Origin of the sequence: Nonomuraea sp. NPDC059007 (assembly GCF_042740555.1) — a bacterium.
Taxonomy (GTDB): domain Bacteria; phylum Actinomycetota; class Actinomycetes; order Streptosporangiales; family Streptosporangiaceae; genus Nonomuraea.
Genome location: NZ_JBHYJD010000015.1, coordinates 131,900 through 156,445, shown reverse-complemented (window position 1 = coordinate 156,445; position 24,546 = coordinate 131,900). Strand labels below are relative to the sequence as shown.

Annotated in this window: 17 protein-coding genes and 2 tRNA genes; 9 read left to right on the top strand and 10 right to left on the bottom strand. The window is 65.7% G+C overall.

Translation table 11 applies throughout. The annotated features are described in order from the left end of the window. Window position 1 precedes the first annotated feature (1 nt). Together ACFWY5_RS25595 and ACFWY5_RS25590 are read left to right on the top strand one after the other, a co-directional pair. On the top strand, window positions 2-217 hold the full coding sequence (locus ACFWY5_RS25595; protein ID WP_379619285.1) for a helix-turn-helix domain-containing protein: 216 nt from the start codon (window positions 2-4) through the stop codon (window positions 215-217). Between the two features lie 2 nt (window positions 218-219). Then, window positions 220-735, top strand: coding sequence for a Clp protease N-terminal domain-containing protein (locus ACFWY5_RS25590; RefSeq protein ID WP_379619287.1), 516 nt, complete (start codon window positions 220-222; stop codon window positions 733-735). A gap of 168 nt (window positions 736-903) precedes the next feature. Here ACFWY5_RS25590 and ACFWY5_RS25585 read toward each other — a convergent pair whose 3' ends face one another. Next, window positions 904-1,782 (bottom strand): RNA polymerase sigma-70 factor, encoded by an 879-nt coding sequence (locus ACFWY5_RS25585; RefSeq protein ID WP_379619289.1) that lies wholly within the window; start codon window positions 1,780-1,782, stop codon window positions 904-906. Between the two features lie 77 nt (window positions 1,783-1,859). Between ACFWY5_RS25585 and ACFWY5_RS25580 the strand changes: the two genes are divergently transcribed. Both ACFWY5_RS25580 and ACFWY5_RS25575 read left to right on the top strand, forming a co-directional pair. After that, window positions 1,860-1,932: transfer RNA gene (locus ACFWY5_RS25580), tRNA-Ala, on the top strand. Window positions 1,933-3,066: 1,134 nt separating this feature from the next. Then, window positions 3,067-3,133: transfer RNA gene (locus tag ACFWY5_RS25575), tRNA-Ala, on the top strand. Between the two features lie 48 nt (window positions 3,134-3,181). Here the strand turns inward: ACFWY5_RS25575 and ACFWY5_RS25570 are convergent. Further along, the gene (locus ACFWY5_RS25570) at window positions 3,182-3,415 is read right to left on the bottom strand and encodes a hypothetical protein (RefSeq protein ID WP_379619291.1); all 234 of its coding nucleotides are present in this window, start codon (window positions 3,413-3,415) and stop codon (window positions 3,182-3,184) included. A 1,072-nt stretch (window positions 3,416-4,487) separates the two neighbouring features. Between ACFWY5_RS25570 and ACFWY5_RS25565 the strand changes: the two genes are divergently transcribed. Together ACFWY5_RS25565 and ACFWY5_RS25560 are read left to right on the top strand one after the other, a co-directional pair. Beyond that, window positions 4,488-8,954 (top strand): LamG-like jellyroll fold domain-containing protein, encoded by a 4,467-nt coding sequence (locus tag ACFWY5_RS25565; RefSeq protein WP_379619293.1) that lies wholly within the window; start codon window positions 4,488-4,490, stop codon window positions 8,952-8,954. Window positions 8,955-9,051: 97 nt separating this feature from the next. Further along, entirely contained in the window at window positions 9,052-9,657 is a 606-nt protein-coding gene (locus ACFWY5_RS25560) for a hypothetical protein (protein ID WP_379619295.1), read from the top strand. A gap of 816 nt (window positions 9,658-10,473) precedes the next feature. On the opposite strand, the gene ACFWY5_RS25555 is transcribed toward ACFWY5_RS25560, so the two are convergent. Together ACFWY5_RS25555 and ACFWY5_RS25550 are read right to left on the bottom strand one after the other, a co-directional pair. Next, the gene (locus ACFWY5_RS25555; RefSeq protein ID WP_379619297.1) at window positions 10,474-10,806 is read right to left on the bottom strand and encodes a hypothetical protein; all 333 of its coding nucleotides are present in this window, start codon (window positions 10,804-10,806) and stop codon (window positions 10,474-10,476) included. A gap of 531 nt (window positions 10,807-11,337) precedes the next feature. After that, complete coding sequence (locus ACFWY5_RS25550; protein WP_379634890.1) at window positions 11,338-11,481, bottom strand: SDR family oxidoreductase; 144 nt, start codon at window positions 11,479-11,481, stop codon at window positions 11,338-11,340. Window positions 11,482-11,569: 88 nt separating this feature from the next. Between ACFWY5_RS25550 and ACFWY5_RS25545 the strand changes: the two genes are divergently transcribed. Further along, the gene (locus ACFWY5_RS25545; protein WP_379619299.1) at window positions 11,570-12,202 is read left to right on the top strand and encodes a TetR/AcrR family transcriptional regulator; all 633 of its coding nucleotides are present in this window, start codon (window positions 11,570-11,572) and stop codon (window positions 12,200-12,202) included. A 315-nt stretch (window positions 12,203-12,517) separates the two neighbouring features. Here ACFWY5_RS25545 and ACFWY5_RS25540 read toward each other — a convergent pair whose 3' ends face one another. The 3 genes from ACFWY5_RS25540 to ACFWY5_RS25530 all read right to left on the bottom strand — a co-directional run bounded on the left by ACFWY5_RS25540 (window position 12,518) and on the right by ACFWY5_RS25530 (window position 15,322). Continuing rightward, a complete protein-coding gene (locus ACFWY5_RS25540) occupies window positions 12,518-13,771 on the bottom strand; it encodes a hypothetical protein (RefSeq protein WP_379619301.1) in 1,254 nt (417 codons plus the stop codon). A gap of 72 nt (window positions 13,772-13,843) precedes the next feature. Continuing rightward, window positions 13,844-14,107: a serine hydrolase gene (locus ACFWY5_RS25535; protein WP_379619303.1), complete on the bottom strand. Its 264-nt coding sequence runs from the start codon at window positions 14,105-14,107 to the stop codon at window positions 13,844-13,846. 81 nt (window positions 14,108-14,188) lie between these two features. After that, on the bottom strand, window positions 14,189-15,322 hold the full coding sequence (locus tag ACFWY5_RS25530) for a serine hydrolase domain-containing protein (protein WP_379634819.1): 1,134 nt from the start codon (window positions 15,320-15,322) through the stop codon (window positions 14,189-14,191). 107 nt (window positions 15,323-15,429) lie between these two features. Between ACFWY5_RS25530 and ACFWY5_RS25525 the strand changes: the two genes are divergently transcribed. Both ACFWY5_RS25525 and ACFWY5_RS25520 read left to right on the top strand, forming a co-directional pair. Then, on the top strand, window positions 15,430-16,632 hold the full coding sequence (locus tag ACFWY5_RS25525; RefSeq protein ID WP_379634817.1) for a sensor histidine kinase: 1,203 nt from the start codon (window positions 15,430-15,432) through the stop codon (window positions 16,630-16,632). A gap of 5 nt (window positions 16,633-16,637) precedes the next feature. Beyond that, complete coding sequence (locus ACFWY5_RS25520; protein WP_379619309.1) at window positions 16,638-17,285, top strand: response regulator; 648 nt, start codon at window positions 16,638-16,640, stop codon at window positions 17,283-17,285. Here the strand turns inward: ACFWY5_RS25520 and ACFWY5_RS25515 are convergent. The 3 genes from ACFWY5_RS25515 to ACFWY5_RS25505 form a co-directional block, all read right to left on the bottom strand. Further along, window positions 17,282-17,923: a helix-turn-helix domain-containing protein gene (locus ACFWY5_RS25515; protein ID WP_379619311.1), complete on the bottom strand. Its 642-nt coding sequence runs from the start codon at window positions 17,921-17,923 to the stop codon at window positions 17,282-17,284. The two genes, ACFWY5_RS25520 and ACFWY5_RS25515, sit on opposite strands and share 4 nt — an antisense overlap. A gap of 89 nt (window positions 17,924-18,012) precedes the next feature. Continuing rightward, window positions 18,013-18,348 carry a hypothetical protein gene (locus ACFWY5_RS25510; protein WP_379634816.1) on the bottom strand — a complete coding sequence of 112 codons (336 nt, stop codon included), beginning with the start codon at window positions 18,346-18,348 and terminating at the stop codon, window positions 18,013-18,015. Between the two features lie 103 nt (window positions 18,349-18,451). Next, window positions 18,452-24,352, bottom strand: coding sequence for a DNRLRE domain-containing protein (locus ACFWY5_RS25505; RefSeq protein ID WP_379634814.1), 5,901 nt, complete (start codon window positions 24,350-24,352; stop codon window positions 18,452-18,454). Window positions 24,353-24,546: the final 194 nt, after the last annotated feature.

The following is a 24,546-nucleotide window of genomic DNA, read 5'->3' as shown; positions in this document are numbered from 1 at the left end:
CATGAACGTCACCGAGCTGGCTCAGGCCGCCGCCGACCGCGACCCCGGAACCGGCCTCCAGGCCGTCGCGGCGCTGCGGACCCTGCTGGAAGAGCTCGAAGCCGTGCACGTCACCAATGCCAGGGCGCAGGGCTGGTCATGGGAGCAGGTCGCCGACGCGCTGGGCGTGCGGCGGCAGACCGCCCATCGCAAGCACGCCCGGCGGATCGGGAGGTAGTCATGTTCGCGAGATTCACCGACACTGCTCGTCACGCCTTCGTCACTGCTGGAGTGCTCGCGCTGGAGGCGGGGCATGGGCGGCTGGGCACGGACATGTTGTTGCTGGCTCTGGCTGAGACCCGGCCGTTCGAGCTGGCGTCATTCACCGCCACCGCTGCTTCGCTTCGGGAGCGGCTGGACCTGCGGGACACGCGGGCTTTGCTGGCGGGGCTGGGGATCTCGCTTGACGAGGTACGCGGGCGGACGCTGCCCGGGGTGGGGGAGTGGCGGCTGACCCGGCGGCGGCTGCGGCCCCTCCATGTTGTTCTCTACGGGCCTCGGGGGGAGATCGCGTTGACCGGGGGTGCTCGGAAAGTGGTCGAGGTGGCGTTGTGGCGGCCTGGGGCTGTTACCGGGGAGAGCTTGTTGTGGGGGTTGCTGGCGGACGGGCACAACGGGGCGGCTCGGCATCTGCAAGGGGCAGGAGTGAACGTGCGGGCCTTGGTCAGCGAGGTAGGCATGCCCACCCGCCCCTAACCCCCACCATCCACCGCCCCTTCACAGCCTCGCCCGGCCTGTCCTTGGCCGGTCCTTGGCCTGTCCGCCACCACCTCTTTCGTCGGCCCCACGCGGGCGCCGATCGGTCTTCGTCGACCTACCCCGACCACCATCAGGCCGCCACCGCTCGATCGTGAGACCGGGGTGTCAGGCGAGCCGCTGAAGCTTGTCCGGGTTGGCCATCAGGTAGATCGTCTCGATCCGCCCATCCACGACCAGCAGCGACAGCACCGTCACCACCCGGCCCCCCACGGTCAGCACCACGGCCGGAGCGGCATTGATCTCCTCGATCCGGAGCTCCACCCCCGTATCCCCCGGCATCCCGATGGAGGCCATGAACTTCGTGATGCCGTCCGGGCTGGTGATCGACATGAGGAAGCGGGTGACGTTCTCCACGCCGAGCAGCACCCGCAACGGCGCCCGAGCCTTCCCGCCGCCGTCGCTGACCATCGTCACGTCCTGCGACAACATGGCGATCAGATCGTCGAGATCACCGTTCATGGAAGCGTTGATGAACCGCTCGGTCATCTCCCGCCGCTCGCCCCGATCCGTGGCGAACCGAGGCCGCTTCTCCTGGACATGTTCACGAGCCCGGCGAGCCAGCTGCCGAGTCGCCGGCTCAGCCCGTCCGATGATCTCGGCGATCTCCGCGAACGGCATGTCGAAGGCCTCCCGCAACACGAACACGGCCCGCTCAAGCGGAGACAACGTCTCCAGCACGACCAGCATGGCCAGCTCAACGGATTCGGCCAGCTCGACATGCTCGGCCACATCCGGCGCAGTACTGATCGGCTCAGGCAGCCAAGGCCCCACATAGGCCTCCCGCCGAGACTTGGCCCACCGCAACCGATCGATCGCCAGCCGCGAAGTAACCCTGATCAAATAGGCCTTGGGATCCTCCACAGCCGCCTGATCCACCCCGGACCAGCGCAACCACGCCTCTTGCACGACATCTTCGGCATCGGCCATGGTGCCAAGGATCCGGTAGGCGACCCCGGTCAGCAGATGGCGGTACTCCTCGAACATGGAAGGTAGACGTATCACACGGGGTTTGGCGTGACATGAGCCCCTCCAAGTTCCGATACACTTGTGCCGTACCGCAAGGGGCTATAGCGCAGCTGGTAGCGCACCTCCATGGCATGGAGGGGGTCTGGGGTTCGAATCCCCATAGCTCCACAGGCAAGGTCTTTCACATTGGCGCGCTTCGCGCTTTTGAGTTCCAGGCGTTTCTCCAGTCGAGCTGAAGCTCGACCCCTGAAGGTCCTCCCTCCGGTCGGGCGTTTTTTCTGGGGTCCCGCCCGTTGCCCGGCTAGGTGGTTGGGCCGTTGGAGCCCGCCCTGGTCGTTGGTCCTCGCTTCGCTCGGGCGTCTTGATCGGGCGCGCCGTCGGCGCGCGGCTTGCGCGTGGGGTGAGGGGCTGAGTCGGCTGGAGCGCGTCTTGGCAGGTATGCAGTCGCCGGATGAGGCGGAATACAGCGGACGCCTGTCCTACCCAGCCGCCTGGGTAGCGACTCTGGACGAGCGAGCCCCTTGACGTGGTGATCGTGTAGTGAGCTCTGCAGGTCGTGTACACGATCACCGCGTCGAGGCCGCGGAGTCGATGACACGGTCTTGGACCAGCGGTGGAGTGCTTTGATCTTCACGCTGGTTCAGGCGGGCATAGGCGCACGGCTGTGCGATCAACGCCGCAGTCTGGGGCGTCACTCGGCCCCAAATCGACGAATCCGGCGCCGAAGTCGTTGACGTCCGCTCGCAGGCACGGCATGGCGTCAGGCGAACCGATGGAGGTAAGAGCAGCCTTGACCCGGCCACGGAACGCTGTGCTCGCGCCGGCATCGGTCACCCGCACGCCGTAGCGGTCGGCATAGCCGTGTACGAGTTGCATGCCGTACCCGAACGTGGCCAGTTCCTCGAGCGCGCGCAGGAACCGGAAGGTTGCGCGCGTCGGGATCGCGTACCTCGATGCGCAGGGTACGCGCCGCGTAGATGGCCAGGAGCCGTGCCGGTAGTGCTTCGTCGCTCCGTCCGATGGCGTGGCGGACCGCGTTACCGACCAGTTCGGCAGTGGTCAATGCCGCGGGTTCAACAAGGTCTGGAAGGCGCCATAGGGGGAGGAGATCCGACATGCAGTGCTGCGTCGTGCGCGACGACTCGAAGGTGAGGGGCAGCAGATAGGCGCGCGTCCGATAGTCGTCCGGAAGGTGCGAGTACGGCAGCGCCTCACGCCCCCGCTGTACAGCGTAGAAGCACAGCACCTGACACGAACGAGCACTCGACACCGGTCACCATCACATGCTTGAGAGGGAGGCAAGCCGGCGGCAGAGGGGCGCCGTTCACTCGCAATGAAGGGGTCTCGGGTTCGAATCCCGAAGGCGGCTCCGCAGGAAGGGGCCCTTCCGGATGATCCGGAAGGACCTCGGCGCCGATCACGACGCACGACGCCGCGCCCTGATCCCCATGAACACGAAACCCGCTGCCGTGACGTAGCAGAGCATCGGCAGGGTCTTCCAGAGCACCCAAACGGCGTCGGCCTCCCACCCAACGCAGTTGACCATCATGAACGACGTTACCGACCAGAACAACCAGTCCATTGCGACGAGCGAGATGCACAGCGCAGCCACGACGCCGATCGCGATGCTGAGTCTCCGTCCGAACAGCACGCTCAGGGCACTTCCGAGCAGAGCAACTACAGAGGGCAGAAGGTTCCAAGCGTAGGCCACCCTCGGATCTACGAGCTGGAGGTCCTGCCGCAGGTTCAACCAGGTCGTCTCAAGGTCGGACCAGAGAGCCGAGAGTCCCATTGGAAGCGGACTGTAGCCTGCGCACCCGACCGACTCGCCAGTGAGCAGCGACGGCGTCCAGAGTGATATAAAGCCCAAAACACAGGCGCAGAGCGCAACTGCCCACCAGCGTAAGTAGTCCCAGTGGGGCCGCCTGGGGAGAGCGGGCATAGCAAGCCTCCGTCACGGGAGCCAGGTATCATCTCGATCTCCACAATTCTGGACGTAGAACCAATTGATCGTCACCAGACTCCTGAAATCGATGACGAGAGCCTGGCGGTTCTTGTCGCCAGCCGAGGTATACGTCCTCGCTGAGCTCCGGACGCTCCACTTTGACCAGTTCCTCGGCCCAGCGGTTGAAGGAGCGTCGAGAATCGGGAGAAACGATCGGATGGGTACGGCAAGCAGAAGGCCCAGGTGGTCAAAGGCGCTTCGGCCGGCCTGCCGGCCGCGCTGCGGCTCTCCGGTCGTCGCGACGAGCACCGTCCACCGCGCTACGCCGTGCGGCAGTCGGAGACATAGGACCCCGCGGACACGGTTCCGCCTTGATGCGTCAACGATTCCGAGCTGATCGTCCGCCTGGCTTGGAGGCACGCGGAAGCTGACCTCATTCTCGCAACAGTGGACGCCATACACAATCACAGCGATTTCACGGAAACCCATCACGCCCATCAGGTCTCATAACAGAGGGACGCTTACCCAATACAAAGTCGATCTTTACCGCGAATTATTAGCGTGTCACGATCGCTTCGTTTGTCCCAATGGGTACGAAAGGGGTCACGTGAAACGCACTCGACCAAGGTTCGGCTTACCGGCCGCGATGCGTCGCCGAGGCGCCATCCTGGCAACACTCACCTTATCCGCCTCGCTCCTTGCATCGCCGGCGACCGCGGAACCCCCGCCGACCGCAACCGCAGCACCGCTCTCGCACACATCGTCCACCCCAGGCCCGGTGGACGCCGCCAAGGCCGAAGCCAAGCGCACCGGGAAGGAGGTGGAGATCCCCAGCCTCCACACCGAGAACATGACCACCGTCGCCACACCCGGCGGCAAGACGGTCAAGACTTATGTTTCAAGCACTGTCGTCCGTGTCAAACGCGACGACGGCTGGCACAAGGTCGATCCCACACTGATTGTGGAGAACGGCGTGGTCAAGTCCCGGATGACCAAGCTGGACATCCGGTTATCCAACGGCGGCAGCGCAACTCCGCTGCTCACCGCCAAGGGCGAATCCCTCGGTGTCGAGAAGAGCCAACCCGGCGAAGTCGGCATCGCTGGGCCCAGCAATCTGCCCGTCCCGGAACTGTCTGGAAATACAGCCACCTACCGCTCAGCTTACGGGCGCAGCATCGACCTGGTTGTCGCCATTACCCCGGCGGGATACCAACACCAGATCGTGTTCCGCGAGCGGCCCCGCGAGCGCCTCAAGCTGCCCGTGCCAATCGATCCGCCCTCCGGCATGCGCTTGGGTAAGTCCTCCAGCGGCAGGCCCGCTGCTCTTGCCGACGGCAAGGAGATCGCCGATCTATCTGCGTTGCCGATCCTGGATGCCAAGGAGATCGCGTCACCAGGCACAGGCAAGGCCAGCACCGTGGCCACAACGCTGACCGGAAGCGGCGACGACACCGCGCTCGTCCTCACTCCCGATGCCACCTTCTTGGCCGATCCGGCGGTTACCTATCCGGTCACAGTGGCAGCCAGCAATTCGACTCCGTGGCATGGGGCCGGCGCCCCCGCGGACACCTTTATCGCCAACGGCGGCAGCTACGTCAACGGCAGCTACGCCGCCAACATGCAAGCGCTGTTCGCCGGGCGCCGGGATGGCTACAACTACCGCTCCTATCTGAAGTTCGATCTCACCAACGCACCGTTCTTCGGCCAGAAGATCGTAGATGCGAACATCATCCTGTGGAACTACCTCTCCAGCGCGTGTGGCGAGGTCGGTGGTATCTCCCTGCACCGCGTTGCCAACGAATGGACCCCCACCACCATCAAGTGGAACGACCAGCCACTCGCTGTAGCTGACGGCCACGTCGTCAACCCTTACGGTAAGGACGAAAGCTGCTCCGACTGGATGGCCGAAGGAGATCTCTGGTATTCCATCGAAGACATCACCCGCGCTTGGGCGAACGGAACGCCTAACCACGGAATCATGGTCCGCGCAGTGGCGGAATCGGGCGCGAACAACTGGCGCCAGTATCTCTCTGGCAACTGGCCCAACGGCACGGAGACCGAGCACCATCCGTTCTTCTACGTCGAGTATGAGGCTCCCCTGCCACCCCTTGGGGCCGTCGGCTGGTACTTCGGAGGGGAAACCGGAATCACGGATCGCTCCGTGATGGAAGCCATCGACGCCAATCCGGATCTCGCTCGCGCCGCGGGTTCGCTTCCCCTCGCCCAGGACATCACGTTCGAGGAGGCAATCGCCGATCGAAACGCCTCGAGCGAACACTCGGAGGTCCTGCCGGGGGAAATCGTCGCCGACAACCCAGAAACCGATGATCCTCCTCCAGCGGACACCTCGCCACCGACCGTCGCACGCACCGACCCGCAGGCGGACTCGACTGTTTCCGCTGTGTCGGAAATCTACGTCCGGTTCAACGAGGATGTGACCGGGGTACAAGTCACGGTCAAGGATTCCTCCGGCTCACCGGTCGGTGGCGTGGTGGAGTCAAGCCACACGGCCGCTGGGTGGAAGTTCAAACCGCAGACTACGCTCAATCCTGGGGCATACCACGTAACGGTCGAAGGTGCAGCGGACGCTGCCGGCAACGCCATGACGGCTCCGTACGCCTGGACATTCAGCGTGGGCAGCACAACTGCCGAGGGCTTGGTGGCGGCGTTCGGTTTCGAGGAAGGCTCTGGGACGACCACGGTTGACTCCTCGGGTAACGGCCACACAGGAACTGCATCCGCCACGACATGGGTCAGCGGCAAATTCGGTAACGCCCTGTCTTTCACCGGATCGAACGGTAGCTGGCTCACCGTGCCACACAGCGAATCGTTGCGACTGACCGCCGGCATGACACTCTCCGCGTGGGTCAAGCCGGCCACGAACGACAGCTACCGAACCGTACTCATGAAGGATCACTCAAACGGCTCCGCCTACGGGATCTACTCCTCCAACGGAACAGTCCCCTCTGCCTGGTTCCTCAAGCCCGACGCCACCAGCCACAACCAGGTGGACGGCACATCCGCCCTACCCGCCAACAGTTGGAGTCACGTAGCAACCACCTACGACGGAACCACAGCCCGCCTCTACGTCAACGGCGACCAAGTCGCGCAGCTCACCACCACCGGCGACCTCGTAGACGATGGCGGCGCGCTCCGCATCGGTGGCAACACCAGATGGGGCGAGTACTTCAACGGCACCATTGACGAAGTACGGATCTACAACCGCGCACAAAGCACCGACGAAATCCAAACCGACATGGCAACTGCCATCACTGAACCTGGACCTCCGCCTGCTGACGGGCAAGGCTTGGTGGCGGCGTTCGGTTTCGAGGAAGGCTCTGGGACGACCACGGTTGACTCCTCGGGTAACGGCCACACAGGAACTGCATCCGCCACGACATGGGTCAGCGGCAAATTCGGTAACGCCCTGTCTTTCACCGGATCGAACGGTAGCTGGCTCACCGTGCCACACAGCGAATCGTTGCGACTGACCGCCGGCATGACACTCTCCGCGTGGGTCAAGCCGGCCACGAACGACAGCTACCGAACCGTACTCATGAAGGATCACTCAAACGGCTCCGCCTACGGGATCTACTCCTCCAACGGAACAGTCCCCTCTGCCTGGTTCCTCAAGCCCGACGCCACCAGCCACAACCAGGTGGACGGCACATCCGCCCTACCCGCCAACAGTTGGAGTCACGTAGCAACCACCTACGACGGAACCACAGCCCGCCTCTACGTCAACGGCGACCAAGTCGCGCAGCTCACCACCACCGGCGACCTCGTAGACGATGGCGGCGCGCTCCGCATCGGTGGCAACACCAGATGGGGCGAGTACTTCAACGGCACCATTGACGAAGTACGGATCTACAACCGCGCACAAAGCACCGACGAAATCCAAACCGACATGGCAACGGCAGTTTCGTTCGCGCCGCCTCTTCGCGGCACCGCCGCGAAATCAGCCGCCGCTGCTATACCGCCGGATCCGGACAACAACCTACCAAAGGCGGCCAACGCCTTCGATAGGCTGACTCCAACCAAGTGCGCTCAGAACGAAAGCCTCTCGGGACGCCCGCAAGGGTGGGTACTCAACCACTACACCTGGTGTCAACTGGGTCGCGTGAACGCCATTTGGCAGTCCGGAAGGTGCATCGATCCCAATTCGACGATCTGTATTCCCGAGCAGGAGACGTTCCGCGCCAAGGTCATGCTGATCGGCCACAGCTTCAACGGCACCGTGGGCGTCGACAGGGCCAAGGGAGATACTCCGCGTGACTTCGTCGTCGAGGCGTACGTGTACGACGCGGCCACGTACGGAGCGATGCCACCCACCCGGCGGATGACACTGAACGTCGACATTGGCAACAAGAAGAACTGCGAAGTTGTCAGGTCTCGGGGCGGGCAGTCCATCGACAACTCCCGGAGCGACATCATTAGTAATTGGAAGGTTAATGGGCGAGCCACCTTCTGGTTCAGATGCTCTCCAGGGAAGGCGCCGGTTTTCCGGACGAATGAGTGGGTAACTCCGACAAAGGTTCGGAACGACGAAGACGTAAGCATTACCACCATCCGTCCGTCGGTCAACCTCCCGGACTGGCCCAACACGCGCTGGATGTACATCACCCCGACCGTCAGAACCGTTATCGGAAACAGCATTCGCTGCGACTCCGCGACCTACATCGCCTTCAGATCGGGCGGATGTATCTTCTACAAAACTAAACCCGCGATCAAGTGGACCCATACCGCACCGACCAGAAACCGCACGCTGCAGATGAAGCAAGCATTCCAGCACTATTGGAATGCTTGTACCGACCCGGACGGGCAGACTTACCCGGATAAGCCCGACAAGAATATCTTCGGGTGTGATGTGGGGAACGGTGCAACACACTTGCACCGCGAGACCCAAGAGCAAAGGGATATCAATCAAACGAACACCAACACCAGGTGCAATCGCATGTGGCCTGGCTACACGAACGGCACCGATCCTGATCCAAACAAGTGGAAGCAATGCGATGAAATTCCGTTCGCTTCCACTATGGAGCGAACGATCGCGCCACTTCAACGCGACTTCTCTCTGTGTCCGATCAGAGCGCAACACAATGGCGATGCAGGACTCTATCTCGCTCGGTTCTACGACCTGGACCGCGTTCTGATCGCGGACGCCTTCACTAACCGATTCGATACTTCACAGAACGATCCCATCTCTAGGGACGAACTCTGTGGAGTGCCTACAAATCCGCACTAAATCGGGAGCCCCGGGAGTCGCTATTATCTACTCCCGGGGCGTTCCCCTGAGAGGATGCATAGTGATTGCCGATACCACGCGACACTACGAGAGATTCGTGAGCGAGAACGAATGGCTCGCTTACGGGAGCTTTGGCTGGACCGTCTACAGGCCGTGGAGCAGCCAGGGCATCACGGACACCGTGGCGATCGCAGCAGACCTATCACGAGCCGGTGAGGCTGAGATCACTGAAATGCTTGTGGCCGAAGAACCCAATCTGGCACCCGCCCCCATCGTGTACTTCGAAGAGCTTGGCCCTGGCTACTTTCTCTTCGAATCCGAAGAGAGTTATGTGAGCGAGAACGCCATTCTGGAACTTCTCAGCCGGAATGGTCAACTGTGGAACATGTCATGGAATGCTGGATTTCATAGCCGCATGACATACGCCGAGAGCGGCATCCTTGCACTAAAATGGCTGAATGTCCAGAATCGGGACTTCCCTCGCCGCGAAACGAGATTGGATATCGATGGCTACATCCACAGCGCACTGGCCCTATGTAATGAGGAGGATCGCAATTTCGGTCTAGCAGACATGATGGCCACAATCGAAATGGCTTCCGGCGCGCACCTGTCGAGCGATTGGGTGCAGAATCCTCAAAAGTGCTTCGTGGTTGGGGACCCGCGAACGTGCATCGGATGGCCTTTCGAGGCGGGAGGGAGCTAAAGGCACAGAGAGTCTGCGGACTATCTGTGAACCAGACTTGCCAATCTAGAGCCATAGGCCCGACGTTTGCTCAGCTCGACGGCTCTGTTGACCCTACTCGACGCCCGTTCTCTGTTACCGCCGACTCACCAAATGAGTCGCCGTCTAGGCGGATGTCATTGCTGCCGGGGCTTCCGCTCCTCGGGCCTTGGTGGCTCTGCAGTACGGGTCCACTTGCTACCGAGGACAACGGATTCTCGCCTCCGCTGTACAGCGCAGAAGTACAGAAACGCGCGCGCGGACGGCACCATCGATACCGGTCACCGCCACATGCTTGACCAGGGCAGCGAGCCTACGGGCACGGACGTGCCGTTCACTCGTAATGAAGGGGTCGCCGAGCCGCGCGATCTAGAGGCGGTTGGTCATGTGCGAGGGTTCGATCTTGTGGCGCAGCTCTGTCACCTGTGACGCCGAGTTCGAGTAAGCGGCGATTAGGTCCACCCAAGTGGCGAGTGGCGCCGACGTGCCAGTAGCGGCGGTGTCAGTGATGACGCCGCCGCTCTTGCGTTTCCTGGTGTGCTGTTGTGCTCGTGTGCGTCGGGGTAGGGCCGGTGGAAGAACGCTTGGTTGAGAAGACGGCGGGCGGTGCCGTACAGGTCGAGCTGTGCTTCCAGGCGAGCGCGTCCGTCTCGGATGCCGCGTAGGCGCTTGACGATCTTCTCCCGTGGCCAGTCGGGATCGCCGACGAGGTCAAGAACCTGATCTTCTTGGGCGTCGATCTTGGCGAGCTGTTTCTTGATCTCGATGCGCAGGGTGTCACTGTTGGCGACGTCGCCTTTATGTGACCGAGTAGGTGAGTTTGTAGTGGGCGCCGTTGCCTTCGAAAAACACTTGCATCACTCCCAGGCCTTTCTGGGATTCTCCAACTGTGTGCGTTCCGAGGCTATCGTCCGGATCAATGGGTTCGGTATCTTCGTCGACCAATTCAATGATCATGGGGTCCTGGTTGAAAGTGAAGGTCCTGGTGATGGGAACCATCTGATGTGGTCCAATTGGCGCCGTACCCGTGTCCGGCCATGCGCGCCAGCCGTTTATCTTGATGTAAACTTCGTCTTCACCGCTGTCCTCCGTGCGGGAACACACGAGTTGGATCAGATTAAGCTGGGTCATAACCGAAATCCCTTCTTGAGATGCTTGTTTCGCTAGGCATAGGAGCTCACTCTTAGTTGAACGCGCCTCTTCGCTGTAGCTGCGCCCCCCCGGGAGTAGGTTGCGCTTTGGCGTTCATGATTGGAGTACCTGTCAGCGAATTGGATGATGGTGCAGGGCCGCGCGTCGATCTCTCTGGCTAAGTGCCCGACATGCATTATGGTCACGCCCTGCAAAACATGACTATCGGACGGGCTCGAGTAAGAAGTAATCGCCGCTTGACTGTCGCACTTATGTGCAGGCACTCCTTTGACCGGAAGGAGGATCGACGCCGACGACTTTATGGCGAATTCGAATCGGCTCTTCACGATTGAGGGTGTGGTCGTGGTCTGAACCCGCCGGTCCCGAACAGGCTTCTGCCTCGACCTCGACATGCTCCTCGACGGCGGACAGCGCCCGCAGCCGGTGGAGTTGCTCGTCGGTGAGTAGTCCGGGCCCCGGTATGCGGCATCGGGCATGCGGAGTCGTTCGGCCCGTGCGGGTCTGGAGTGCTCATGCGGTCTCGGCCTGGAGGGCGGGGCCGAGGAGGAGTCCACCGTCGATGACGTACTCCGACCCCGTGATGAACGACGCCTCTGATGACGTGAGGAACAGGAGGAGACGGGTGACGTCGGTCGGCTCCCCGAGGCGGGGGATGGCGAACGGCTCGGGTGAGTAGAAGTCGGCGATTGCCGCGGTGGCGCCGGCTGCCGGTTCGTGGATGAAGGGGGTCGCGAGCAGAGTCGTGACGACGTATCACCAGCGCGTCGCCCAGGAGAAGCGCGCGCTGATCGTGAAGGCCGCGACCGCACTGTTTCTCGAGCTGGGCTACGACCGGACGTCGCTCGCGCGGATCGCAGAGTGCTCGGGCGTTTCTCGGGCCACCTTGTTCAAGCAGTTTCCGAGCAAGGCCGCCCTGTTCGACGCCATCGTGACCGAGTCCTGGTCGACCGCTGACGAGGGGGATCCGCCGCCGGCAGGCAACGTCGTTGACGGGCTCAGCATCATCGGTCGCCGTTACGCCGAGCTGCTAGGCCGCGCCCAGATGACCGACCTGTTCAGGATCGTCATCGCCGAGCTGCCGCGGTTCCCTGAGCTGGCCCATGCGCAGTTCTCGCACGGGAAGATGCCCTACTTCGAGTCCGTACGCAGCTACCTCCTGGCTGAGCATGAGGCGGGAACGGTGCGGATCGAAGACGTGGACCTCGCGGCCACCCAGTTCCTGGGCATGATCTCCAACTACGTCTTCTGGCCGACACTTCTGATGCCGGGCTGGGAGGTGAGCGCCGAACGCGTCGCTCAGGTAGTCGACGAGGCCGTCCGCACCATCGCCGCCCGGTACGCCACGACTGGACCAGAGGCGTCCACCAACGACTGAGCCCCGCCGCCACCAAAGAACCTGAGCAATCGAGGCCGTCGGTACCAAGGGCGTCGCGGGGCATCCCGGGGGCGGACGCCGAAGGAGGGAGCGCCGATGTTGACCCACCACGATCAGCCTGGCATTCAGCACGCCTGCCCTCTCGGGGTGTGTTCTTCTCGCTGTGCGCGAACCTCCCGGCCGCTTCTCGTCATATCCGTTCCCGGGGCTGAAGCCACCGCCTTGCGCGTATCGCACACGCTCATCAGCTACCCGACAAAACCCATTCAGGTTCGCGTCCGGCTCCAGATGGCCGGACGCGAAGTCGAGGAGGCGTCAGGAGATGGTGAGCGTGCCGTTCGCGTTGCGGGCGCACGCGATGGTCGTGCGGGGCGCCGCGGCGGAGGCGGCGGTCAGGCATTGGCCGAGCACGGCGTGGCCCGCGGCGTTCGGGTGCCACGACTCCTGGCAGGTCTGGAAGTGGGTGACGCATGTGTTCGCCGCCCGCTGGATATCGATCTTGTCCCAGCCGGACAGGCTGGTGATGAACGTGCCGGACGGTCCGTCCTGTACCCGGACCGGCGTCGCTAGCGCGCTCGCCGGGCTGTCGGGGTTCTCGCAGAGCCTGGCGCCGTCGAAGGCCCGCTGGACGTCCAGTACGCGCAGATCGGCCGCCGGGCGTTCGGCTGCCAGTGTGCTGTGCGCGTTCCTGACCAAGGAGCCGAGGTTCTCGGAGAACACGTGCCCGGGAGCGAGGCTCGCGCGGTGGATCGGGCAACCGGCGGCGTACCGTTCGGCTCCGAGGGCGCGGAACTTGTCGCGGGTGTCGGAGCGGTTGTCCTCCTCGTGATAACGCGAGGCGAGGTCGGGGGGCAGCGGGTTGGTGTAGGTCTGCAGAATCACCTGGTGGGTACCGTCGGCGTCGATCTGGGCGAGGGTGTCGAGGATCTGGCGCAGGGCCGCGGTGGTCTCGGTGGTGGCGGCGGCGACCTCGGTGCCGGTGGCCAGGTCCGAGGCGCTGCAGGGCTTCTGCGGCACCGGGCCCCCTAGATAGGCCCAGAACTCCCACCAGCCTGTCCAGGCGTCGGCGATGAAGCGGTTGGCGCACAGCGTGGCCACGTCGCCGAAGGTGAACTGGGTGTTGTTGGAGCCGAGGCCGACGAGGACGACGTCGATGTCGTGCGTCTGGGCGACGGCGCGCAGCTGATCGAGTTGCGAGGCGACGGTACGGCCCCCGGTCCGGGCGCTTGAGGGGGCGGCGATGTCGGCCGGCTGGCCGCCGGAGCACGCGAGGTTGAAACGTTGCTGAATGCCCGGGAGCGCCGCCGCGAACACCGAGGCGTTCGCCGACCGGTGACAGAAGTAGGCGTTGCTGTTGGCCGCCGACCAGCCGGGGAAGGACTGTGCCGTACCGGAGGCGTCGACGACGGGCTGGTAGTTCCCCGCGCCCTCTCCGCTGATGAAGCTGTCGCCGAGCGCGACGGCGGCGGTGGGCAGAGCCGCCTGCGCCGGTCCGCCCTGCACGACCTGGATGCCCGCCGCGCTCACCAGGAGCATGACAACCGCAGCGGCACGCTGGAGTAACCTCACAACCGCCTCATTTCCTACTAAATCAGTACGAAATAGCGCATGCGTGGATCACAACATGCGGCACCACCGGCGTCAAGATCTCCGAGGGGCCGCGCTGATGCGGCTGCACGGGCGAGGTGGTGGTGCGCGAGCATGTCGCCGCTGGAGCCCACCCCGGTCAGCCGTCCTCGCTTCGCTCGGGCGTTGAGCCGGGCCTTCGGCAGAAAGCTGTAGGAGCACGGTGGCGGTGAACGCCTTGGTGCCGCTGGCGATGCGGAAGCGGGCGTTGAAGGGGATCTTTCTGGCGGTGCGGCGTACGGCGACGCCCGCCCGCGCTCGGTCGCCGTCACTGGTCACGGCGAGTACGCCGATCGAGCCGGTGCGGGGGATCCGCTCGACCTCGTGGGGGAGCGAGGACCAGAGCCAAGGCCATGGCGATCATGAGCGGCCTCCGCACAGGGCGCGGTCCACCAGCGGGTGCAGTTTCCGGTGGAAGCGGGCCTGGAGGGCGTCGCCGTTGGTGTTCGTGTGCACCATCACCACTCGGCGGCCGTCGGGGGTGACGCCGCCGCGGGTGGAGTAGCCGAGCGCGTCGCCCCAGTGGGTCCAGTAGCCGTTGCCGCAGGTCAGCGGGAACCACATGAGGCCCAGGCCGTACCTCATGCCGGGTAGGAGCTTTTGGTAGAAGGGGCTGACCGGCACCGTCTTCCGCATCTCGGCCAGTTGCGCGGGTCGCAGCAGCTTCCCGGTGACCAGGGCGGTGAAGAACCGGGCCAGGTCGCCGGGCGTGCTGATGAGGTCCCCGGCGGCGCGGTGGGCGCTCTGGTTGGCCACGGTCGTGTCGACGAGGCGGCCGCGCTCGGCGAACTGCCGGTATCCGGTCAGGTGGGGGCCGGCGAGGTAGGGGACGGGGTCGGGCGCGTACGTCGACGTGAGGCCGAGCGGGACGATCACGCGGTCGGTGACCTGCCGCTCCCAGCTCTGCCCGGTGACCTTCTCGATGATCATCCCGGCGATGACCGAGTTGACGTTGGCGTAGTTCCAGCCCGTGCCGGGGTCGAAGAGCTTCCGCGCGCGCTCGACGACCTGGTGCGGCGTGACGGTGTCCAGGCGGTGGCGCAGGTAGCCCTCCTCGGTGACCGAGCCCGGATGGTCGTCGTCGGCCAGGCCGCTGGTCTGCTGGAGCAGGTGGCGGACGGTGATCCGGGGGTCGAGGCGGGGCAGCCATCGGGAGGCGGAGTCGTCCACGGCGAGGCGGCCCTCGGCAGAAAGTTGCAGGAGAACGGTGGCGGTGAACGCCTTGGTGGCGCTGGCGACGCGGATCTGCGGCCGGCGGGGGACCGGGCGCCGGGTGGCGCGGTCGGCCACGCCGGTGCGCGCGCTCAGATGACGCGCGCCGTCGCGGACCTCGGCGACCGCGCCGATCACGCCCAGATCCCGTACGGCGTCCAGGTCGCGTCGCAACCAGGCGTCCAGGTCGCGTCCCAACGAGGCGTCCAGGTCGCGTCGCAACGAGGCGTCCTGGGGCGGCGGCGCGAGCAGCGCGAGGGTGAGCATCAGTGGTGTCAGCATGCCGCCGACGCTAGGAATCCGGCGCCGCGCGGGCGATCGTGCCGCCCGGCCGTCGATGGTTCGGTTTACCCGATGGACACGGGCGTGATCCTTGGCAGGCTGGGAACGTGCGACGCATCTGGGCGGAATTCCGCTATGCCGTCACCGCGCTGCCGATCGCGGTGGCCGGGCTGGTGGGGGTGGGCGTGCTGCTCATCCCCGGTCTGACGCTGGCGGTCGTGCTCGCCGGACTGCCGTTGCTGGCCGCCGCGGCCGATCTGGCGGGATGGTTCGCGGCAGTTGAACGGCGCCGCCAGGCGAGCCTGCTCGGCACCCGGATCGAGACCCCGCCGGGACCGGGCCCCGGAGGATGGCCGGCCGCCCGGCTCAAGCACGGAGCGGGCTGGCGGGCGGTGGCCTTCGCCCTGCTCAAACCCCTCACCGCGCTGCTGTCCTTCTCCGCCGCCCTGCTCTTCTGGGCCGCCGGCGCGGCCGAGCTCGCGTACCCCCTATGGCGGCATATCGGCGGCCTCATCCAGGTATGGGGCGGATTCCCGCTCAGCGACTGGCCCCGCTCCCTGCTCGCCGCGTGCGCGGGTGTCCTCCTGCTGGCCTGCGCCCCCTGGGCGGTCCGCGGCACGATCGCGCTCGAACGCCTCCTGGCCAGAGCCCTGCTGACCCCGACGGGCGCGGACCGCCTGCGCCACCTCGAACGCACCCGCACCCAGGCCGTCGACGACGCCGCCGCCACCCTGCGCCGGATCGAACGCGACCTGCACGACGGCGCCCAGGCGCGTATGGTCGCCGTCACCATGGACCTGATCACCGCCGGCAAGCTCCTGCGGGACGCCACCCAGCTCGACCAGGCCCGCGAGCTCCTCGACCTGGCCCGCCAGAACGCCGGCGCCGCCGTGGCCGAGCTGCGCGACCTGGCCAAGGGCATCCACCCGCCCGCGCTCGACCACGGCCTGGACACCGCGCTGACCACGCTGGCCACGTCACGGGGCGGCATCCCGGTCGAGGTCAGCGTGACCATGCCGCGGCGCGCCGACCGCGCCACCGAGAGCATCCTGTACTTCTGCGCCGCCGAACTGCTGGCCAACGTCTTCAAGCACAGCCACGCCACCAGCGCCGCGATCGAGGTGCGCGGCGAGCCGTCCGTTCTGGTGCTGCGCGTCCATGACAACGGGTACGGCGGCGCCGCCCCCACCCCCGGCGGCGGGCTGGACGGACTGGCCAATCGCCTGCGCCCGGTCGACGGCCGGTTGAGCGTCACCAGCCCGCCGGGCGGGCCCACCACGGCGGTGGTCGAACTGCCGCACCGGCGGTGACCGGGGTGCGCATCGTGATCGCCGAGGACTCGGCCATCATCAGGGCCGGGCTGTCCAGGCTGCTGACGTACCACGGGCACACGGTGGTGGCCGAGGCGGGCAGGGCCGAGGAACTGTGGGCGGCCGTGGCCGAACACCCGCCCGACCTGGCCGTGGTCGACATCCGGATGCCGCCCGGCTACACCGACGAGGGCCTGCGGGCGGCCATCGCGCTCCGCGGAACCCACCCGGGCGTCGGCATCCTGCTGTTCTCGCAGTACGTCGAGACCCGCTACGCCACCGAACTGCTGACCGGCAACCCGGGCGGCGTCGGCTACCTGCTGAAGGACCGGGTCTCGGCGGTCGAGGACTTCCTGGCCGCGCTCGACCGCGTGGCCGCCGGAGGCACCGCACTCGACCCCGAGGTCGTGGCCCAGTTGATGCGGGCCGGGCGGCGCAGGGATCCGCTGGCCGTACTGACCGGGCGCGAACGTGACGTGCTGGCGCTGATGGCGGAGGGCCGCTCGAACACGGCCATCGCGCGGCTGCTGCGGGTGGGCGATCGGGCCGTGGAGAAGCACGTGAGCAACATCTTCACCAAGCTGACCCTGCCACCGGCCCGCGACGACCACCGCCGCGTGCTGGCCGTACTCGCCTTTCTCCAGGCGGACTAGACGAGGTGGATCAGGCCGGGCGGCAGTTCCGGCAGGGGTACGCCGCGCAGCCGCATGCCGTCGCGCAGGAAGCCCAGCCGGTCGGCGGCGTGGCGCGCCTGCTCGGCGTGCTGGTGGGCCGCCTCCTTCCACTCCCGCTGGTTGGGGTCCTGGGCGTCGGCGGCGCGCGTACCCGCTGTGCGTGCGGCACGCGAGCGCGACGTCCACTCCTCGACGGCGCGGTGGTGGTCGCGCAGCAGCCGTAACGCGTCACGCCGCTCTTCGCCCGCCTCGGTGTCGTCGGCGTCGGGGGCCGGAGCGGTACCGTCCAGCCACGCGGCCGCCTCGGTGGCGGGCGCCTCGACGCCGGGCAGGATCTCCACCGGCTCGTCGTGCAGGGGGACGAGGAGCAACATGGGCGGGGTGTCGAGCGCGCGGGCCAGCACCAGCAGCTCCGCCACGGACATGGACGCGCGGCCGCCGGACTCCAGCTTGTTCAGGTTCGTACGTTCGAGCGGATAGCCCAGGGCGGTGCAACGATCGGCGAGCGCCTGCACGGACATGCGGCGGCGTTCGCGGTGGGCGCGGATGTTGCCGGCGACGGTCCGGGTGTAGGCGACCGACCAGTCGTCGGGTGACGCCGGGTGACGCTTCGGCACGCAGCGGCCCCCTGCCTCTGGCGGAAGCGTCCACCCTAGGCGATCTTGGACACCCCGCACAACACGGGTATGAAAGAGCACATTGATCGTCATGGCTCTCCTCCGAGGTGGTGCTCTCTGCTGGATTTGAGGCTCACTCCGGCACCGACACCGAACAGCGTGAATGCGAGCAGGGTCGAGATGGTGGGGGGTATATGAAGGGCGCAGCCTGCCCAGAGGGTTATGGCCCCAGCCAGAACGTACGCACCACCGGCGTTGTCACGCACGCCGGACGCGGCGCGATATTTTGCGGCGACGATTCCGGCGCCCAGCACGCATAAGGCCGCCCCGACCGACAACGGAGGAATGTTGTGACGGCAGGCCAGCATTTGGAGAGCCGCGGCGACCGTCAGCCACAGCGGAACACTCTTGAGCAGGGACTTCACGGCGGGATTCCGATCAGGTCTCGGGGGGTGATACTTGCGCGTGTGGTCTCCCGGGCACGCGCAAGTATCAGTGGTCAGCCGTCAGGTCACCGTGCCAGAAGCGCTACCAGCACACCTCGGGCCCCGCGTATGCCACTTCTTTGTAAGTGTCCGCGTTCCGCCAGCGCACGCATTTCCCCTTCTTCTTCTTGACACACTTCCGGTCGTACTGCTTCTTTGTTCGTTGCTCCTTGCAGCAGGTCTTGTACGACGTCGCGTGACAGATTCCGACCGAGACCACATACCACGCCGCGACACCTGCGAAGCAGGGCCCGCATCCGATGCCGAGCGTGCCGGCGCACGCCACCGCGCATACGCCGAGCGCAATGGCGAGCAGCCCTTGGACATTCGCCATACACGATTGGAATCGGTCGTCGTCGAACTTTCGGTATGTGCCTCCGAAGCACTTGCGCCCGTCAAGGTCGAGGCCGTTGATCGGATCCTGGAGCGCATAGTCCTGACGGTTGGCACATCCGCCGGCGACCGGATCGGACTGGAGCATGCGGCCGGTCGCCGGGTTGTACAGCCGCACCCCCATGAGGACGATGCCGCCTACGGCGTCGGCTGCGCGCTGCTTGGCGCCGAGCCAGCCGTACCGTTGGGTCTCACCGGCGGCCTGCCGAGGGGATCCGTACTCGCTGTATTCGGCGTATGAATCGATCCCTGTGGAGCTGATGCCGGCGGTGGCGACGACGTCGCCGTGCAGATTCGCCAGCTGGAGCTCTAGAGCACCGTCGCTACCCAGGGTCGCCATCATTCCGTTGGGCCCGGACAGATAGCGGGTCCACGAGCCGTTCGGTTCGGACGTCCAAGCAGGTGAGTCGGAGCCCGATGAGTAGTGGTTGGTCGCCGTGCCCGCGCTGTCGCTTTGAGTCAGAATGCGGCCGAGGGGGTCGTGAGTGAGGGTCTGAGTTCGGCCCACCTGCGTGAGTGAAGCCACCATGTCGTTGGCGTGGTAGCCACTCGTGAGCGGCTGACCGCCGGCGATTTGCGTGCCGGGGACGGTCACCACCCGCTCGAGATTGTCGTAGCTGTATCCGGGATCGGTGATCCGGTCGGCGGTGTCGTAGGTATGGGTCTCTGTCGTCGGCGAGGTCGACGTGGAGCATGAGCCGTCGGTCGCCGACGGGTGTGTGGTCAGGCTGGTGCGGTTGGTGTTCTTGTCGAATCCGTAGACCCGGGTGGTGCAAGCGCCCGTGTAGGTGTCCTGGACCTTGGTGAGCCGTGCCGCGGCGTCGTAGGTGTAGCGCTGATGGCTGGCGGGACTCCCCGCCCGCGCCGTCCGGGACATCACGTCGGAGGTTGCGGTGAAGCTCAGCCAGGTCGCCCCGTTCTTGACATAGTCGAGGTTGGTGCGGTCTCCGGCGTTGTCGAAACGTGTGAGGCTGTTGAGTCCGCCAGGCAGGACCTCGCTGACCGTGCGACCGTCGGCGTCATACGCGTATCCGAAGCTGCTGACCCCTGTCACGTCGACTCGGGTGGCCTTGCCGCGACGCTCCGCCTTGCCGAGGGCGTCGGTGCCGTCGTAGACGAAGCTGGAGGTTCCCTTTCCATCATTGATGGTCGCGGTCCGCCCGAAGGCGTCGTAGCTGTAGGTGGCGGTATTGCCGGACGCGTCGGTGTGGGTTGTCATCCGGCCGAGCGTGTCGTGTCCGGTGGTCACGGTTCTGCCGCCGGCGCTCACCGTCGTGGGAGCTCCCGTGGCGGGGTCATAGGTGTAGGCGATCTCCGGTACGGGGGTGCCGCCTTCTGCAGCAGGGGTTACCTCGACCTTGAGTTTGGACAGCCGACCGGCGGTGTCGAACGTCGACATGGACGTCCGGGTTGTCGCCCCGGATATCTGGGTTTTGCCGGACAGCTGGCCGTAGTACCCGTACGTCATGGTCGAGACGGGAAGCGGCATTCCGGACGGCTGGGCAGCGGGCCCGGTTTGGCAGAGCAGCGTCGCCCACTGAGGCTTGTTGCCGCATGCGGCAACACCTGGGTGTGCTCCGGCTGTGTAGTAGCTACTTATCGTGCTGCCCGCGTCGGTGCCATCCGACTTGGGCATCCGGGATTCGATCTTTCGCCCGGAAGCGTCGTAGCGGACACGATGAACGATGTCGTCCTGGCCGGGCATGACCGTGGTGTCGCTGGTCCCCTGGCGCAAGGTCCAGCCGGAGGGGTCGCCCGCCTTGATCGGGTCGTAGCCCTTCTTGTTCGTGAGCACGTCAGCGGGGCCGGGCGTGGACGTCCCGTCGAGGACAAGCGGTTCCGTCGTGGTCGTGGTCACCAGGTGGTACTCGCTGCCGCTCGACGGCTTGCCCTCGTCGTAGGCCGATGTGGTGTGCTGGCGTGCCGACACCAGATCGCCGGAGGCCAGCAGCACGGGATGTGCCGGCTTCGTCGACGTGAGCAGGTCACTGTGCGGCGAGAACACACTCACGGTGGCGAGTAGGTTGGCTCGTTCCGCCGTGTCCGCACGTGCCGCCACATAGGGGTCGGTGTTCGCCTGCGGGGTGAGTGCCTGAGCTCGGTTGTCCGCGGTCAGGCTCCAAACGATGTTGCCCTTGGTGTCGAAATGGCTGGCCCCGATCTGCCAGGCCCCGGCTCCGTATGAGGCCGTGTTCACGGGGCGTCCGAAGACGTCCATGTACGTCAGCTGGCCGTACTCCCAGTCGGCGGCCGAGGGATGGTAGGCGCCGTCTCCGCCACGGACGGGGGTGCGGGAGGGCGGGAAGGCTGCCGCTCCGACCTGCGGAAGCCCGCGAGTCTGACCCCACCTGGCGGTTTGCGCGGAGGTCATGTCGAGAGGGGCGGTGCCGCCGCCGATGGGTACGTCATAGGCGACCGCGTGTGTCAGATCGTTGTCGCCGGCTTCGCGCTGTGTGTGCGCCAGCCGTCCCCGATTGTCGTATTCAAGCCGCCATGGCGTGAGGCCAGGCGGGTTGACCTGAGACAGCCGGCCCTCGGCGTTGTAGTAGTAGATCGTCTCCAAGCCCGTGCGGCTGTCGGTGACCTTGCGCAGATGACCGGTGGAGTCGTAGGCGTACGTGGCCATCACGGTCGTCTTCATGGCGTTGGTCACCGGATCGAACGCCGTGAAGGACACCTGCTTCGCCTGCCCCGCGAAGTCACCCCACCCGGAACCGACTCCCGTGGCGGTTGTCGTGGAAGCGTAGGACAGGTCCAGCGCCCGGCAGCCTGCCCGCAGTTGCGCGCCACAGGTCACGCCTGCCGCCGCTGGAGCCAGGACGCGAGTCACGCGTCCTGCGATGTCACGGGTGTACGTGGTCAGCGATTCGGCCGCGGATGACTCCACGGCGGTAACCACCCATCGACCGGAGATCCCCTGCCTGGTGTACGTGGTCGTGGTGCCGTAGCGGTCGGTCAGCGTCAGCGTCCCCTTGGCCGTGTCCACCACGACCCGGGAACCATCCGCGGCTTCCCCGACACCGACGAAGCCGGAGCCGCCGGCGACGTAGGTTCTCGTCTCACCGTCCGGGCCCACGAATTGGATCGCGTTGGAATCGTCAGTTCCATCCAGCGCGAAGTCCGCGTCACCGAGGCCCGCGGGGAATCCCGCTCGCCATCCGGGGCCGAAGATCCGGTTCTCGTCGAGAAGCTCGTCCTCCCGCTCGGGGCTCGGCTCCAGCGTGTTCGCCGTTCTCGCGACATTGATGTCGAACGCGCTGGCATCGGTGACGGTGAGGGAGAAGTCTCCGGACTGCAACGCGACCTGTCCGAATCCGACGTCGGCGGTGCCGTAGGAGCCGCCGAACGCTGACTTGTCGAGGATGACCTCGATCGGATTGGTGCACTCGCCCGCGCCGGGGCCACCGGTGAAGCACGCACGGAGCTTCACCACGCCCGCGAAGCTGGGATAGTTCCGCAGAGACTTGGCCACGTCCCAGGTGAGCTGGCCAAAGGGAGCGGAAGAGTCGGTGCGGGTCTGCGGCCAGCCCGTGATGGGCGTTCCGGTGCCCGGCACGCTGACGTCTCCCACCGGGAGCGGCTGGAAGTCCTCGACTCCGATGTTGGTCATCTCATACCGCACGCCGGTACGGCCGGGCGGGGCGGTCGCGCTCAAGGGCAGATACCGGAAGGTGTGACTCTCATCCGACAGGCCCAGGATTCCGCCGGGTGTCACACCGAAGGCGTAGGCAACCACTTCGGATCTGTTGTGCGCCCTGTCCCTGCTTTTGACGTACAGGGTGTGCCAGCCCTGGGAGATCTTGTCCAGGTCGAGTGCGTAGTTGGAGTTACCGCTGGTCAGCTTCGCCAGCGCCGGCGTGGACGGGTCGTCCAGCCCCCACCAGAAGCTGTTCGTGTCCCCGGTGCCGGAGAGCATGCAGGTGTATTCGTCGCTGGAGACGGGCGAGGCCCATGCGCCTTCCGGGATCGGGCATTCGATGGCGGGCACCTCGGGAGCCGTGGCGTCGACGGTGAATGAACGCCATGACGACCAGGCCGACTGATCGGTACCGTCGAAGGCGCGGGCGCGCCAGCGGTACTTCCCGCCATCGGCGAGCTGACCGGCCGGAACACTGACCTTCGCTTCGGCTCCGGCCGATACGCCGTCTACGGCGCCGGTCCATACCTGGCCGCTGCCTTGGCTCGGCGCGGCAGGATCGTGCTCGACGTCGAAGTCCACTCTCAGCAGGCCGCTATCGGGATCTTTGGTGAACGCGAACAGCGTGGGCTTGGTGGTGTTGGTGTAGACGGTTCCGGCGTTGGTGGACACCGGCGCTGTGCGCACGTTCTCTATCGAAGGAGTCGAGCCATAGGTGACGACCAGCGTCGGCGTGCTGAAAGAGCGGCTGTACTGGTTCTCGTGCAGCACGGGGTGTTCGGTGACGAGTCTCAGCATCACCCCGTGTCCGGCGGCGCCGCCGGACCATGCCTTGGCGATGTCGGTGATCGGCCAGGTCCACGTCCCTTCAGGGACGGAGGAGTCACTGCTGCACTGGCCGGGCTGTTGGGCCTGCTGCTCACCACTCGTCGTGGTGGACGGCTGGTTGGCCCAGTACGTGCTGGACGCGGTCCAGGCGGAGGTGATCCGCTGTGCCTTGATGTTCTGCGCCGCGACGCAGCCCCACGAGTCGGAGCTGGTCAACTGCAGTTTGGCGTCCGTCACCGTCTTGCCGCTCAGGGAACTCGTGTCGAACTTCAGCAGGACCCGGCTGAATTCGCGCCTGGTCGAGTCGTCGAAATTGCCGACGACGGTGTCGGCCAAACTGCTGGTGGTGGAGTAAGGGCCGAGGATCGTCCGTTTCGCCGTGGAAGTGAGGGTGATCGTCGGGTCGACCGTCACGGGATATCGCGTGTCCGGGTCGGCCAGGAAGTTCGCGTCCGGTCGCAGCACCAGGAACCTCTGGGAGTTCTTGACGACGACCTTGGTGTCGATCTTTCCGGTTTCCGCGCCTGGTTTCGCCTGTGTATCGGGGCTGTCGTACATCACGGGTTCAGGGGCGGATGCGACCGGCTTGCCCTTGGAGTCAGTGACCGTGAGCCCGCCCTGCCGATCTTCGGCCAGGCTCAGGCCCTTGTTCTGAACGAGCATTCTGAATTCCACGGGTCCGGCAGGACGCTCGCGCAACACGACATCGTGCCGGAAGCCGGTCGGCAGGGCGGTGACGACAAGGTCCGCGCCCGGGATGCCCGCCGCGCCGGCATAGATCGCCTTCGTACCTTCGATTCGCGGGGCGGGCAGGGGGCTGGGCCACGACAGCGCGATGAACTTGCCGTCCGCGCGGGTCATCTTCGCGAACGGTCCCGCGCCGCCAGGAGAGAACTCCAGTGAGAACTCGGCTCCGGCGGCCTTCGGCGTCAGCGCCGCACCTCGCTTGACCAGCGACATGTCGATGGGCACCCAGCCGTCGCCCTGCCGGACCCTGACCGGATCGCTTGCCGTCTCGACGGTGATGGTGCCGTCCGGGTTGGCGTATGAGGCGCTGGACTCGGTTGTTTCCTCGCCGATCAGCACCCGGCTGCTCTGCAGTCGCGCCGCCAGCGAAGCTGATACGCGGTCTGGCCGCTCCGTGACGGGTGCGGCCGTTGAGCTGGACTTGGTGGGTGACGCCGTACGCGCGGCGACGGGAGGGGAGGTTTCCGCCCGTGCGTCAAGGGTTGTGGGAAGCGCCAGGGCAGCCACGACGAACACCGTCGTGGCCCGCCCTA